Annotated in this window: 9 protein-coding genes; 3 read left to right on the top strand and 6 right to left on the bottom strand. The window is 43.6% G+C overall.

Annotation, left to right across the window (positions count from 1 at the left end):
* Positions 1-1,423 precede the first annotated feature (1,423 nt).
* Positions 1,424-5,305 (bottom strand): phosphoribosylformylglycinamidine synthase, encoded by a 3,882-nt coding sequence (gene purL, locus L2703_RS02750; protein WP_248969718.1) that lies wholly within the window; start codon positions 5,303-5,305, stop codon positions 1,424-1,426.
* Positions 5,306-5,665: 360 nt separating this feature from the next.
* Between purL and mltF the strand changes: the two genes are divergently transcribed.
* On the top strand, positions 5,666-7,102 hold the full coding sequence (mltF, locus tag L2703_RS02745) for a membrane-bound lytic murein transglycosylase MltF (protein ID WP_248969608.1): 1,437 nt from the start codon (positions 5,666-5,668) through the stop codon (positions 7,100-7,102).
* Positions 7,103-7,883: 781 nt separating this feature from the next.
* On the opposite strand, the gene tadA is transcribed toward mltF, so the two are convergent.
* From tadA to guaB, 3 genes are all read right to left on the bottom strand, one after another.
* Complete coding sequence (gene tadA / locus L2703_RS02740) at positions 7,884-8,378, bottom strand: tRNA adenosine(34) deaminase TadA (protein WP_346347533.1); 495 nt, start codon at positions 8,376-8,378, stop codon at positions 7,884-7,886.
* Positions 8,379-8,563: 185 nt separating this feature from the next.
* Positions 8,564-10,141, bottom strand: a complete 1,578-nt coding sequence (guaA, locus tag L2703_RS02735) for a glutamine-hydrolyzing GMP synthase (RefSeq protein WP_248969607.1) — start codon at positions 10,139-10,141, stop codon at positions 8,564-8,566.
* A 92-nt stretch (positions 10,142-10,233) separates the two neighbouring features.
* The gene (guaB, locus tag L2703_RS02730) at positions 10,234-11,706 is read right to left on the bottom strand and encodes an IMP dehydrogenase (protein ID WP_248969606.1); all 1,473 of its coding nucleotides are present in this window, start codon (positions 11,704-11,706) and stop codon (positions 10,234-10,236) included.
* A 118-nt stretch (positions 11,707-11,824) separates the two neighbouring features.
* On the opposite strand from guaB, the gene xseA reads away from it, so the two are divergent.
* Together xseA and L2703_RS02720 are read left to right on the top strand one after the other, a co-directional pair.
* Entirely contained in the window at positions 11,825-13,165 is a 1,341-nt protein-coding gene (xseA, locus tag L2703_RS02725) for an exodeoxyribonuclease VII large subunit (protein ID WP_248969605.1), read from the top strand.
* Positions 13,166-13,192: 27 nt separating this feature from the next.
* A complete protein-coding gene (locus L2703_RS02720; RefSeq protein ID WP_248969604.1) occupies positions 13,193-13,930 on the top strand; it encodes a hypothetical protein in 738 nt (245 codons plus the stop codon).
* 69 nt (positions 13,931-13,999) lie between these two features.
* Here L2703_RS02720 and L2703_RS02715 read toward each other — a convergent pair whose 3' ends face one another.
* The gene (locus L2703_RS02715) at positions 14,000-14,677 is read right to left on the bottom strand and encodes a YiaD family glycine zipper/OmpA-like lipoprotein (RefSeq protein WP_248969603.1); all 678 of its coding nucleotides are present in this window, start codon (positions 14,675-14,677) and stop codon (positions 14,000-14,002) included.
* Positions 14,678-14,767: 90 nt separating this feature from the next.
* Positions 14,768-15,643, bottom strand: a complete 876-nt coding sequence (locus L2703_RS02710; RefSeq protein ID WP_248969602.1) for a choice-of-anchor H family protein — start codon at positions 15,641-15,643, stop codon at positions 14,768-14,770.
* Positions 15,644-15,797 lie beyond the last annotated feature (154 nt).

Genomic DNA, 15,797 nt, shown 5'->3' with positions numbered 1-15,797 from the left:
CCCAGAAATATAACTTGCTACATTGAGCTACTTAACCTTGAAAGTAATCAATAAACCCAACAACTTATGATTTCAAGTCCAGTCCTAAACCTGCTATATCTTACGGCAAATCTGTCGCGGAGATCATATTTTTTACTTAAATATGTGACATAAATTAGATTTTTTGCATGAATATTTTTTTACCATTTAAACTCAATAACTTGCAAAATTAACACTTGTGTCACAACGCATAAAAAATCCATTTTTGTGACCCCCCCCCTTATGGTGTTGGGCAAAAAAGCATCGATACTGGCAATTTGCTCGCCCCACTCCTCTCAAGAGGTATTGACAATAACACTGAAATTGCTAGGTGCTACTGATTTTTACCGGTTAAATGTTGTTCTAAACTAAACACGTTTAATCGAGACGGATCGAGTCATATAAGCAACTTTTTATTCGCAAAACATCATTCAACAAAGAGTTACACGTTTTTAGGCGACCCCTTGAGGCAACGTTTGCGGGATTGTGACTGCGCTATCGACCTTTATGTAGAGTAACGACACCTCAACGTGTCAACAACTAAATGAAATATGTGAGTAATGGCCAACCATTCCTGCAAAAAACAGCGTCGAAGAATACAGGATATAGGAAATGATGATTTGCTAAAATCTGAGACCAACACAAACAAGTATTGCATTAGTTTTACTCATTCGTTTCTGTATTTTTTCTTGTTTGAGTATAAAAATCGACCACTGTATAATTTGTAGTCGGTTAAGCATACGAAAAATGAAACACGTTAAATCGTTGCCTTAATCCCCTCCAGCCCCCAGAGACACATATGACATTATTATTTGAAAATATTGCAAACTTATATAAACGTGCTTTTGCAGATATGTTTAACACAAAAGAAACCAAGTAACCGTTTTAGTAAACTCTTTAAACAGAATTTTATACCATTGATGATTGTTCCTGTTAGCGCAACTGACTTATTACGATTCAATGTTATGGCTTATTGATAAAAATAAGCCACACAAGCACAAGCTTGTGGGGCTTATACCAATTCCAGTAATTATCTGGTCATTCAGCGGGAATTCTGTGTCTTCTAGGCAAGTAATAGGATTGTAGGCATAGTTGCTCTCGACAACTGCTCCTGCGTTGTTCTACCTCCTGCGTCCATACAGTCGTACGTCAAAATGCTATTAAGCAGTATAGAAGGCACAGAAACCCGCCTTGTAGGAGACACTCAGACTTTCCATTTCTTTGTTGCATCGCCTTAAAAGGGAATAACCATTCTTTCAACAATACGTCTCAAACTGAAAAGTCTGAGTGGCTCTGATTGGTCACATAATTAATGGAAATGGGCTTATACCAATCAGCACAAAAATTAGATAAAAAAAGGCGACTCCATTGAGTCGCCATTTTATTTTACAACGAAGTCATAAACTTAACCAATTTTGACCCGTGCATTACGGAACATGCGCATCCACGGGCTATCTTCACCCCACCCATCGGGGTGCCATGAGTTTGCAACCGTTCTAAATACCCGTTCAGGGTGCGGCATCATAATAGTGACTCGCCCATCAGTGGTACAAATACCAGTTATGCCATCTGGTGAACCGTTAGGGTTTTCAGGGTACTGAGTGGCAATGTTTCCATGACCATCAACATATCGTAATGCAATCGTACCCGATGCTTGTGCAGCGTCCAACGCTTGTGCTGAAGCAAACTCAGCTAAACCTTCACCATGTGATACCGCAATTGGCATACGCGAACCAACCATTCCCTCAAAAAATATCGACGGAGATTGCTGCACTTCAACCAAACTAAAACGTGCTTCAAAACGCTCAGAACGGTTACGAACAAAGTGTGGCCAATGCTCACTACCTGGGATGATTTCTTTTAGGTTAGATAACATTTGGCACCCGTTACACACACCTAGCGCAATGCTTGAATCACGTTCAAAGAAACGGCTAAACTCATCTCGAGCACGGCTGTTAAATAAAATCGATTTAGCCCAGCCTTCACCAGCACCAAGTACGTCGCCATATGAGAAACCACCACAAGCCACTAAACCTTGGAACTCTTCTAGACTAATACGGCCCGATAAAATATCTGACATATGCACATCGCGGCTTTCAAAACCTGCGCGGTCAAATGCGGCGGCCATCTCAATATGCGAGTTAACACCCTGCTCACGCAAAATAGCCATTTTTGGCGCTGCGCCTTTTAAAATATAAGGTGCGGCAACATCTTCACTAGGATTAAACCCTAATTTAACGGTTAACCCTGGAGCATCGGCTATTTGCTTGAGTTCAAACTCTTCTTTTGCACACTCAGGATTATCACGAAGCGCTTGCATGCGATACGTCGTTTCTGACCATAATGCACGTAAAGCAGTACGGCTATTGCTATAAATGACTCGTTCGCCATCGGTGATGCTTATCTTATCGGCAGCTTGTAAACCACCAATTAAGTGACAAGTGACGCCTTTGGCTTCGAATTTCTTAGCAATGTCGGTCGCTTGCTCTGCACTCACTTGAATAACAGCACCTAACTCTTCGTTAAATAGACGCTCTAAATCGGTGCCGTTTAAGCCAGCTAAATCAATATTTAAGCCTGTGTTGCCAGCAAATGCCATTTCAACTAGCGTGGTAAACAAGCCACCATCGCTGCGGTCGTGATAAGCGATAACAGCTTGGTCTGACACTAACGTTTGCATCACTTCAAAGAAGCCAGCAAGGTTTGCCGTGTTATCCAGCGTTGGCGCAACATCGCCAAGTTCGCTGTACACCTGCGCTAAACATGAGCCACCTAAACGGTTTTTACCGTTGCTCAAATCGAGCAGCATTAGCACACTGTCACCTTTGTCTGAACGCAGTTCAGGTGTAACGGTTTTACGTATATCTTGCACAACACCAAAGGCTGTAATAATCAAAGACATAGGTGATGTGACGGCTTTACTCACGCCATTTTCTTCCCATGCCGTTTTCATTGACATTGAGTCTTTACCGACAGGAATAGTAATGCCAAGCGCTGGACAGAGATCTTCACCAATGGCTTTTACCGCAGCATAAAGACCAGCGTCTTCACCAGGGTGCCCTGCAGGAGACATCCAGTTAGCTGATAATTTAATGCGTTTAAATGAGCCAATATCGGCACCGGCAATGTTCATAATTGACTCGGCCACAGCCATACGCGCAGAAGCATCAAAATCCAGCAATGCTAAAGGAGTGCGCTCGCCCATCGACATGGCCTCACCCGTGTAACTGTCGTAGCTTGATGCCGTAACGGCACAATCAGCAACAGGCACCTGCCAAGGGCCAACCATTTGATCTCGGTTAACTAACCCTGTAACAGAGCGGTCACCAATGGTGATTAAGAAGGTTTTGTCTGCCACTGTAGGTAGGGTTAATACACGCTTAACGGCTTCAGTTAGGTCAATGTTAGTTTGATCTAGCGCTGGCGATACGGCTTTAGCCGATACCACATCACGGCTCATTTTTGGCGCTTTGCCTAATAACACCTCAAGCGGTAAGTCAATGGGTTTGTTATTAAAATGGCTGTCGGCAAGCGTTAAATGCATCTCTTCTGTGGCTTCACCAACCACAGCAAAAGGAGCACGTTCACGGGCACAAATATCAGCAAACTGTTGTAGGTTTTCAGGCGCTACCGACAATACATAGCGCTCTTGCGATTCGTTACACCAAATCTCAAGCGGGCTCATGCCTGGCTCGTCCGATGGCACGTTGCGTAAGTTGAACACGCCGCCACGATTACCATCATTAACCAATTCTGGAAAAGCGTTCGATAAACCGCCGGCACCCACATCATGAATAAACTGGATCGGGTTGGCGCTGCCTAATTGCCAGCAACGGTCAATCACTTCTTGACAACGACGCTCCATTTCAGGGTTTTCGCGTTGCACTGATGCAAAGTCTAAATCTTCACTTGATTGGCCAGAAGCCATAGAAGAAGCCGCGCCACCACCTAAACCAATGTTCATTGCTGGGCCACCAAGCACAATCAGCTTAGCGCCAACCGTAATCTCGCCCTTTTGCACGTGTTCTTCACGGATATTACCTAAACCACCGGCAATCATAATTGGCTTGTGGTAGCCACGCACCTCGACACCGTTATGGCTTGAGACTTCTTGCTCGTATGTACGGAAATAACCTGTTAATGCAGGACGGCCGAATTCATTATTAAATGCCGCGCCGCCTAGGGGACCTTCGAGCATGATTTCTAATGGGGTTACAATGCGATCAGGTTTGCCGTAATTGCCTTCCCACGGTTGTACAAACCCAGGGATTTTAAGATTAGATACAGTAAAACCATTTAAACCGGCTTTGGGTTTAGAACCTCGACCAGTTGCACCTTCATCGCGGATCTCACCACCTGAACCGGTAGCCGCACCAGGATATGGGCTAATTGCTGTTGGATGATTGTGCGTTTCAACTTTCATCAACACATGCATGGGCTCGGTGTGATAGTTGTATACCCCATCTGGATCGGGGAAAAATCGACCAGCAACCGACCCCGTCATTACCGCCGCATTATCTTTGTAGGCAGATAACACATAATCTGGCGTCACTTCAAAGGTGTTTTTAATCATCTTAAACAATGATTTTGGTTGTACTTCGCCGTCAATTGTCCAATCAGCATTAAAAATTTTATGACGGCAATGCTCTGAGTTTGCCTGGGCAAACATCATCAACTCGATGTCATTGGGATTACGCTTTAAACGCACAAAGTTTTCAACTAAATAATCAATTTCGTCTTCAGCCAATGCAAGGCCTAATTTAGCATTAGCCACTTCAAGCGCGCGGCGACCTTCAGCTAAAATATTCACGCTACTAAATTTGGCAGGCTCAGTGCGAGCAAATAACACTTGTGCATCGGCAAAATCAGACAGTATCACTTCAACCATACGGTCGTGTAATAAACCTTGCAGTTGCTTTTGTTGGTCTAAGGTCAATGGGGCTGATTCAACATAATAAGCAATACCACGCTCTAGGCGTTTTACTTTATCTAAGCCACAATTGTGTGCAATATCAGTTGCTTTTGATGACCAAGGAGAAATAGTACCGGGACGCGGAGTAACAAACAGTAACGCTCCTTGAGGAGTATGCGATTCTATTGCTGGGCCATAGGTAAGGATTGTTTCTAGCTGTAGACGCTCATTATCATCAAGAGTTTCAGTCAAATCAGCTAAATGCACATATTCGGCATAAATTTGCGACACCGGAAGCGATGCGTTATCGCAAGCCTCCATGAGTTTTTGAACTCTAAATGCAGATAGTGCAGGGGCTCCGCGAATGATTTCCATCACGTCTATTCACCTTATAATTTATATAGGAGGGTCAGAATTGGCGCTATTATAGGGAATTGCACAATACAAATCACGTTCAAGCACAGGCGAAAACAGTGTTTCCTGATAGGGAAAATATCCACCCCGAATAATGCTACAGTCAATAGCACCTCAGCTTTACACCTGACCACAAAACAAACAAAATTAGCTGGTTTTTTATACAAGCCTAGGCGTTTAGGAAAACTCCTGCTAGAGTATGCGAAAAAAAACACCGACCCCCTACATATTTAAAGGCTATTCGACAGGTATTACACTCGTTTTTCTCGTATTACTCTCGTGAACATTAACGAAACAACTTAAGATAACCAGTTAATAAATATGATCAGAACCATTTTTATCATTTTACTTTGCGGTATGCTCACCGCCTGCCAACCTGTTGATATTCAACAGGTAGACATTGCTGCGCCCGCACCTAAAAGAACGGTCCTTAAGGTGGGTACACTATACGGACCACAGATTTATCTCAATTCAGAGCTAGGGGAAACGGGTTTCGATTTTGAAATGGCACAACGATTTGCTGATTACCTCGCCGTGCCGTTAGAAATGATCCCCTACACTGACCGTAAAGCGCTATTTCAAGCATTAAAAGAAAACAAAATTGATATTATTGCGGCTGGGATTGCAAAAACCCCTAATCGTAGTGAACAGTTTAAACTTGGACCGACACTATATAAGGTAAACCAGGTCCTGGTTTATAAAGAAGGCACTCCAGAACCGAAAGATATCGGCACCTTGTCAGGTGAAATTACCGTAATGGCAAACTCATCATCGGTAAATACCCTAACGCAACTGCAAAAAGACCACCCAGAACTCATGTGGAATCAAGTTAGCGACAAAGATAACGAAGAGTTATTTGCGCTTGTCGCTAAAGGTGAGTTGAACTACACGATTTCAGATTCAAACAGTTTGTTAATTAACCAACGTTTTTTACCTGAACTGCGTGCAGGTATGATTTTAGAAGAAAAAATTGAGGTAGTTTGGTTATTGCCACCCAAAGACAGTGACCGTTTAATGAGTCAGCTATTGGCATTTTGGCACAAAGAAAAACGTGCAGGGACCTTAGAACACCTTAATGAAAAGTATTTTGGTCATGTTAAGCGTTTCGATTATGTCGATACGCGTGCCTTTATCCGTGCCATTGATAATATTTTGCCAGAATACCGCAGCATGTTTGAAGAACATGCCGGAGAATTAGACTGGCGCAAACTGGCTGCCGCGAGCTATCAAGAATCACATTGGAACCCAACCGCACGTTCTCCTACCGGTGTGCGTGGCATGATGATGCTCACGCAACCCACTGCAACCTATGTTGGAGTTGAAAACCGTTTAGACGCTGAGCAAAGCATTCGAGGCGGAGCCTTCTATTTGAAAGATATGTTAGCACGCCTGCCAGATTCGATCCCTGAGTCGCAACGAATATGGTTTGCATTGGCCGCTTATAATATTGGCTTAGGCCATGTGGAAGATGCTCGCCGCTTAACAGAGTCGATGGGGATGAGCCCAAATGCTTGGCGTGATGTCAAAAAAGTATTGCCACTGTTACAGCAGTCAAAATACTACAAGCAAACACGTTATGGCTACGCCAGAGGGAGTGAGGCTGTACATTATGTTGACAGTATTCGTCGCTATTACGACACACTAGTGTGGGTTGATAATCAAACCAAACAAATGGAAGTGATCGACGAAAGTGACAGCATGGAAGTGATTGCCGAAGAAGTGAATATCAATCCTAATGTATCGGCCCAAAAACCATAATCGTTGCATTATTTGATTTGAATAAATACTATGGCCATTAACACTAAGATATTGTGTTTGGCCATAGCATAAAGCGAATCCGCTATAAATAAGTGATCACAGATTGCGTAGGAAAATTCGCTTACAATAAAGCAGAAATTGCAATGAGTGAGTGATTTTAGCGTCAAAATTTCTAACGACCTTATAAGCGATGCGACACAGGGCTGCTTATCTTTTAAGTTTTTTGCAGCACATTGTTGGCCATTTCTCACTATACAACTGCGCGCCAGAGATCTTGAGGTGTAGTGATTCTACATACAATGTCGATAACGCAGTAAAAATAGCAACAAACGCTGTTTGATAGGTATAACCTCAATACGGCTAAATGATTTAAAGGATACCGGTATGAGAAGAAGAGCGATAAGCAACACCATGTCACGTCGTCGTGTCATGCTTAAAGTACAAAAAAACCGCATTCAAAATCGTCAACGCGCACATTTTTTATTGGTTCAATCAGAGAGTTGATTGCTTAAGCATTGCCAACAAACCTCTATGCGGCATTGCGTTACAGCGCTTTACTAAATAACCTCAGCTCTGGATAACAAACGCCTTTCAAGCAGTCCTTTGCCTTCCTCACTGCGTTGAATTAACTTGCAATAGGCTAGCTATTGACGCGTTAATTCGCCTTGTTAGCAAAAAAAATCACAAGCTTGACAGTGGATTTTAGTCAATCTATTGATTTATATCGTTATCAATACATCTCTTATCCAGAGTTGAGGTTAAATACATTGACATCAATCAATTAGCCTTCAGTCTGCTGCTTTTGAGCTTGCAATTTGAGGGCTTTTTTTTCAGCTCTTCTGCGTTTAAAAAACGCACTTAACTGCTCTGCACACTCATTTGCTAACACCCCTGCACTCACCTCCAACTGGTGATTAAATGCCGGGTGTTGCAGTAAATCAATCACACTTCCTGCTGCACCTGTTTTTAAATCATCCGCGCCATAAACCACACGCTTTATGCGCCCATGCACCATGGCACCTGCACACATAGCACAGGGTTCTAGGGTTACGTATAAGGTGGTGTCTAACATACGGTAGTTTTTAAGAACCTCACCTGCCTGGCGAATACATTCTATTTCAGCGTGAGCAGTAGGGTCGTGATTTAAAATACTGAGATTAAACCCGCTGGCTATCATCACATCATCTTTGACTAATACCGCCCCAACAGGTACCTCGCCCTTCAACTCAGCCTGCTGGGCAAGTTGCATTGCCAGGCGCATCCACTTTTCATCAATGGCTAACTGAGCACTATCTACTGGGGCATCTTGGGGGTCATTATCAACATTGGTATGTAACCAAGGTTTGTTTGGGTGTTCTGCCTTTGGAGTTGTCACACTATTGGCCTAGGTTAAGTGAATGCTTTCTATTCTACCAAATAAAAAAGACGCCGCAGCGTCTTTTTTTATAGTACCTGTTTGGGTTATTCCCACTCAATCGTTGCCGGTGGCTTACCTGAAATATCGTACACCACTCGAGAAATACCATCGATTTCATTAATGATGCGGTTCGATACACGGCCCAAAAAGTCGTAAGGTAAGTGTGCCCAATGCGCTGTCATAAAGTCGATAGTTTCCACCGCGCGAAGCGATACAACCCAATCGTATTTACGACCATCGCCCATCACACCCACTGATCGTACAGGTAAAAATACCGTAAATGCTTGGCTGACTTTGTTGTATAAATCGGCTTTATGCAATTCTTCAATAAAAATGGCATCAGCACGGCGTAACAAATCACAGTATTCTTTTTTCACTTCGCCAAGTACGCGCACCCCAAGACCTGGCCCTGGGAACGGATGACGATAAAGCATGTTATAAGGAAGACCTAACTCCAAACCAATCTTACGCACTTCATCCTTAAATAACTCACGTAGCGGCTCCACTAAACCTAACGCCATATCATCAGGTAAACCGCCTACGTTATGGTGCGACTTAATCACATGCGCTTTACCAGTAGCACTGCCTGCAGACTCAATCACATCAGGGTAGATGGTGCCTTGCGCTAACCATTTTGCATTGACGCATTTTTTCGATTCTTCATCGAAAATTTCAACAAACACACGGCCAATGATTTTACGTTTAGCTTCTGGATCTGCAACGCCAGCCATTGCTTCTAGGAAACGATTTTCTGCATCAACATGGACAATATTCAGCCCAAAATGATCACCAAACATCTCTAACACTTGCTCAGCTTCGTTTAAACGTAGTAAACCGTTATCAACAAATACACAAGTTAACTTGTCGCCAATGGCACGGTGAAGCAACATGGCTACAACCGATGAGTCAACACCGCCTGAGAGACCAAGAATCACTTCGTCGTCGCCAATTTGTTGCTTTAAACGCTCGATAGCATCTTCGATAATAGATGAAGGTTTCCAGTTAGCATCACAGCCACAAATGTCTAGCGCAAAATGCTCAAGCATACGCTTACCTTGACGAGTGTGAGTTACCTCTGGATGAAATTGCACACCGTAAAAACGCTTTTCTTCATTGGCCATTGCCGCAAAAGGACAGGTTTGCGTTTTAGCAACTGCCACAAAACCTTCAGGAATAACAGAAACTTTATCACCATGGCTCATCCATACATCAAGTAATGGCTTACCGTCTGAGCTGACAGCATCTTCAATGCTGTTAAATAAAGCCGACGTGGTTTGCAGCTCGATTTGAGCATAGCCAAATTCGCCCTCACCCACACCTTGAATCACTTTACCGCCAAGCTGTTCTGACATGGTTTGCATGCCATAACAAATACCCAATACCGGCACACCCGCAGTGAACACGTATTCAGGTGCGCGCGGCGAATTATCAGCAGTTACGCTTTCAGGGCCGCCCGCTAAAATGATGCCGTTGGGAGCAAACTCACGAATTTGAGCTTCGCTGACATCCCAAGCCCATAACTCACAATACACGCCAATTTCACGAATACGGCGAGCAATAAGTTGGGTGTACTGAGAACCAAAGTCGAGGATCAAAATCTTATGATCATGAATATTAATCATGGGTAACCTTTACAAATTAATTGTGTGCCATGGCCAAATTGCTGGCCATCATGCGTGTAACGAAAGGGCGACAAACGTCGCCCTCACATAAATTATGAACCTGAACGGTAGTTAGGCGCTTCTTTGGTAATTGTCACATCGTGAACATGTGATTCACCCATACCAGCAGAAGTCACTCTAACAAACTGAGCTTTTTCGTTTAAATCTTTAATCGTGGCACAACCTGTTAGCCCCATACATGAACGTAAACCGCCCATGTGTTGGTGAATAATTTCTTTAAGCTTGCCCTTGTAAGGCACGCGACCTTCAATACCTTCTGGCACTAATTTATCGGCTGCGTTATCACTTTGGAAATAACGGTCTGATGAGCCTTGAGTTTGCCCCATTGCACCAAGAGAACCCATACCACGGTATGACTTATAAGCACGGCCTTGATAAAGCTCAGTTTCGCCTGGTGCTTCATCAGTACCGGCAAACATAGAGCCTGCCATAATACATGATGCACCTGCAGCAAGTGCTTTTGCTAAATCACCAGAGAAACGTATACCACCGTCGGCAATCACAGGAATACCAAGTGCCAGCACCGCTTCTGCTGCATCAGACACAGCGGTAATTTGAGGCACACCCACACCAGTCACAATACGAGTGGTACAGATTGAACCAGGACCAATACCCACTTTAACAGCGTTAACCCCGGCTTCAACAAGCGCGAGAGCACCTGACGCTGTAGCAACGTTGCCACCAACAATTTGTAAATCTGGGTATTTAGCGCGGGTGTCACGAATACGTTGCAATACGCCTTCTGAATGACCATGAGATGAGTCAATTAACAGTACGTCTACACCCACTTTAACAAGCGCGTCGATACGCTCTTCGTTACCAGGGCCTGCACCTACCGCAGCACCAACGCGTAAACGGCCTAACTCGTCTTTACATGCATTGGGTTTACGCTCGGCTTTTTCGAAATCTTTAACAGTAATTAAGCCTTTAAGCTTAAAATTGTCGTTAACAACAAGTACTTTTTCAATACGGTGTGAATGCATTAACTTTTGCACTTCGTCTAATTTAGTGCCTTCAGCCACAGTAACAAGACGATCTTTAGGTGTCATCATGTCGGCAACGGTTTTGCTCCAGTCGGTCACAAAGCGCACGTCACGGCCAGTAATAATACCCACAAGCTCATGAGCATCATTGACCACAGGGTAACCCGCAAAGCCATTACGCTCAGTCAGTATACGTAAATCGGTTAAGGTCGTAGCTGGAGTCACGGTAACAGGATCTTGTACGATACCCGCTTCATAGCTTTTGACTTTACGCACTTCTTCAGCTTGTTGCTCAATACTCATGTTTTTATGAATAAAACCCAGTCCACCCTCTTGCGCAATAGCAATAGCAAGACGCGACTCTGTAACGGTATCCATCGCAGCCGAGACAAGTGGTATATTCAATTCAATTTTAGTGGTTAAACGGGTTTTGAGAACAGCGGTATTAGGGAGTACGGTCGAGTGGGCAGGAACCAACAACACATCATCAAAGGTTAGTGCATCTTTCAGTAAACGTAACATGGCAACATCTCCCTAGTAAGTAGGATTTGAGGTGAAATATTGCGGCGAGATTATACCTTGCATATTGCGGTTGGTAAATGGAAAATAGATTTTTATTACCGTTAGAATGAGAACATTCATGAGTGCCACAAAAAACAATGTTTATACTGTTTCGCAATTAAACGGCGAAGTGAGGCATATTCTTGAAGGTCAAATAGGTAAAATCTGGTTAAATGGTGAAATATCAAACATTTCGTCACCCAGTTCTGGCCACTGGTATCTCACGTTAAAAGACAGCCACTCGCAAATTCGTTGTGCAATGTTTAAAGGCCGTAATCAATCTGTACGATTTAAACCCGTTAATGGCCAGCAAGTGTTAGTTAAAGGCGCCATCAGTGTTTACGAGCCTCGCGGCGACTATCAGCTGCTATTAGAGTCCATGTTGCCTGCTGGCGACGGGTTGTTAGCGCAAGAATTTGAAGCTTTAAAATTAAAATTAGCCGCAGAAGGCCTATTTTCTACAGAAACAAAGCGCGCGATCCCCAATAATATCCAACGTATTGGAGTAATTACCTCAGCCACAGGTGCAGCACTTCGCGACATACTGCACGTATTAGCCAGGCGCGATCCCTCTATCGAAGTCATTGTATATCCCACACAAGTGCAAGGCGCTGGTGCAAGCCAACTAATTTGTCAGGCCATCGCTACCGCAAATCAGCGGCTTGAAGTAGATGTTTTACTGCTGACCCGTGGTGGCGGATCATTAGAAGATTTATGGTGTTTTAACAATAAGCATTTAGCCCATGCCATATACAATAGTGCCCTGCCCGTGGTGAGCGCAGTTGGCCATGAAATTGACACCACCATCAGCGATTATGTTGCCGATGTACGCGCCCCCACGCCATCTGCTGGAGCAGAGTTATTATCAAAAGACAAAGGCAATAAAGCCGAAAAACTGATTTTACTCTTGTCGCGCTTACATCAGGGCATAAAGCACTACCAATTACAGCAACACGGGCGTTTAACGCAATTAACCCACCAGCTTCAACGCCACGAACCTCAACGTAAACTGCAACAATTTGAACAACGTTTTGATGAAATGCAAATGCGCCTAGAACATGCCTTACAGCATAAACTAGGGCGCTTAACCTTGCGCCACCAGCAACTGCATAACCGCTTACAACAACGCTCGCCTGCAAGTACCTTAAAATTAGAAAAGCAGCGTCTGCAATATGTAACCGAGCGTTTTAATGACGCCTGTAACGACTACGTTAAGCAGGCCGCTGCCCGTGTCGCTCAAGCCGCCCACAAGCTTGATACCGTTAGCCCACTTGCCACATTAAGCCGCGGCTATTCAATTACAAGCTTCAACAAGCAGGTTGTTGATAATGCCGAAAAGTTAAATAATGGTGATGTGATTCATACTCGATTAAAACAAGGCAGTGTCACGTCGACTGTGACCAACATTTCGCTAAAGTAATCCGCGAGATGACAAAAAGGAACGTGTGTGAAGCAAATTGACTACAAGCGATACACTGATGATGAGTTACTTGATGTTGAGCGCCACATTAACCAAGTGGCATTTCCTGAGCGATATAAGCAATTACAAGACGAGATTAAACGACGTCAAGCGCTGGGGATATTTAATGTCCCGCCTGAATTACCCCCTAAGGAGTTAAACAACACTTATTGGCGCAACAATGAAATTATTTTTGAATTTACCTCAATATCAAAAAGTTGGCGCATAACATTTATCGCAACATACTTGCTGGTAAATATCGCGATACTCGCATGGATAATACCTAACTATTATGTGAGTCCGTTGCATAGCCTGCACCAATATACAACGACCATTGATGACGTAGACTGCCGAAAAGACTCTGTTGAAAATGAAAAAACCGGAGAAATCAGTGACTATTATGACATTGTTATTTCTGCCTACCCCAATACTTTTATTGCCCCAAACATTCACTATTCAAAGTGTCAGCACATAGCATCGACGTTAACGACACAAGCAGATGTTTCTATTTGGCAGCAAGATGGGCTAATACACCAACTAAAAATCAATCAACAAATGCTGCTAAGTTATGACTATATGAAATCAAAGGTACGGGAATTTCGTACTAGAGGGCTGACGGTGTATTTTTTTATTCTATTTGCTTTGGGGGTGCTGTCGTTTAAATCACTTTATAATGCTTTTTACCCCGGCACATTCAAGCAGGCATACCGCCAGTTTTTTGAGTAACGCGCTTACTTTAGAAAAGCCATCTTTCGATGGCTTTTATTTGACCTATTAAGGTAACCATTAACGGTTTTACTTACCCAAAGGTGTTAATACAATTTCAACGCGACGGTTTTGTGCACGACCATCGGCAGTGTCATTGCTCGCTATCGGATTTGCTTCGCCCATACCCGTTGACGACACACGAGAACCATTCACATTTTGGCTGGTAATATACTGGGCAACTTCACTAGCACGCACTTGCGATAAACGCAGGTTGTATGAATCTGACCCTGAACTGTCGGTATAACCAATCACGTTTAAGCGCGTATCGCTGTATTCTTTAGCAACCAACACGACACTATTTAATACCGATTTAGCACGTTCGCTCAGTACCGTTTGATCCACTGCAAATGTCACTTCATTTGGCATATTAAGAATAATATTGTCGCCACTTCGGGTAACGCTCACTCCAGTAGACTGTAGTTGCTTACGTAATTTGGCTTCTTGCACATCCATATAATAACCAATACCACCGCCGACTGCCGCGCCCGACGCAGCACCAATTAACGCCCCTTTACCACGATCTTTTTTACTCGATGAGGCCACTCCTATCGCAGCACCACCAATAGCACCAATGATAGCCCCATTTGTTGCTTTAGCATTTTCAGACTCGCCTGTATAAGGATTGGGCAATTGACAACCAGACAATAACAGTGCCGAGCCGATTAAAGAGCAACACAATAAAGATGAGTTAACTTTCACTAACATACATTCTCCTAATTACTTAATTTAATAAGTAAAAAACTAAGGACGCTTGATTAAAAATATAATTCTACATTAGGTAAATCTATGTTTACGTTATTTTTTGTTCATAAAACTGCGGCGGACCCAAGCAAAAGCACCCAATAAACTCAACATTGACCACCCCAATGCCCCGCCATGTACTTCTTCTACGTACACTTCTTCGACATAAACGGCATCACGATCTGCACTTTCAAGTGGCAAGGCATATAAGCTATCGAGATCATCGCTGCTAATGGTCGCGACAGGATCGGCATAGCCCACTTCATACAGATCAATTAACACATCATAATGATCTGTCTGATAACCATTTGCCAACGTGGTGAGTACTTCATAATCGTCAAAGCTCGAATCTGCAGTCAGCGTAAAAACATCTGTAGAGTAATAATGGATCCACGGCCCACCATTTTGGCTAAGGTATAATTCAGCGAATACGTCAGCTTGCACCTCCCCCCCGCTACTATTGATGTCAGCATCAAAGGTCACACTAAACGTCTGATAAAAACCATCATAATCATAATCCTCAAACAACTGTGTTTGAGCGTCATAAAAACTAAAATTGTAATAAACCACTTGGTTTTGTTGCGCTAAAGCACGCTGCTGCTGGCTTGCGCTTGTTGCTGCTGCTTTTTGATGAACAGCCATACGTTGTTCGCGAGTGGCTTGAGGGCCGGTTTGAGCCTTACCCGTCAATAATGTTGCCTGTTGATGCAACTCTGCCACTCGCATTTGTGTTTTATTATCTGCACTTGCAGGCTCAGTTAACTGCCTTGCTTGGCTTATCGCTCCACCAACCTGACTGAAAGCCATTTCGGCGCTATTGACACTCATTGAGCTCACGCCCAGTGCACAGGCAATACATAAACCTAATCCCATGTTAACGGCATTAAATGATGGCTGGGCTTTGCTGGTGCGATTTGAATATTGCTTCATGGTGATTCCTCACAACGTAGATGTTGCAGTTATTAAAACCCACTTAAAATGAACACAAGCTGAACATTAAAAAACAGGCAATATTCAGTTAATGTTCATCTACCTCGTCGTATACTTGGCAAACAAACCAGAATGGCGTCCGCTCGTAGAGCAA

It is taken from the genome of Shewanella basaltis, assembly GCF_023283885.1.
Classification (GTDB): domain Bacteria; phylum Pseudomonadota; class Gammaproteobacteria; order Enterobacterales; family Shewanellaceae; genus Shewanella; species Shewanella basaltis.
Note: the sequence above shows the minus strand (reverse complement) of the source record. Positions and strands in the feature narration are given on the sequence as shown.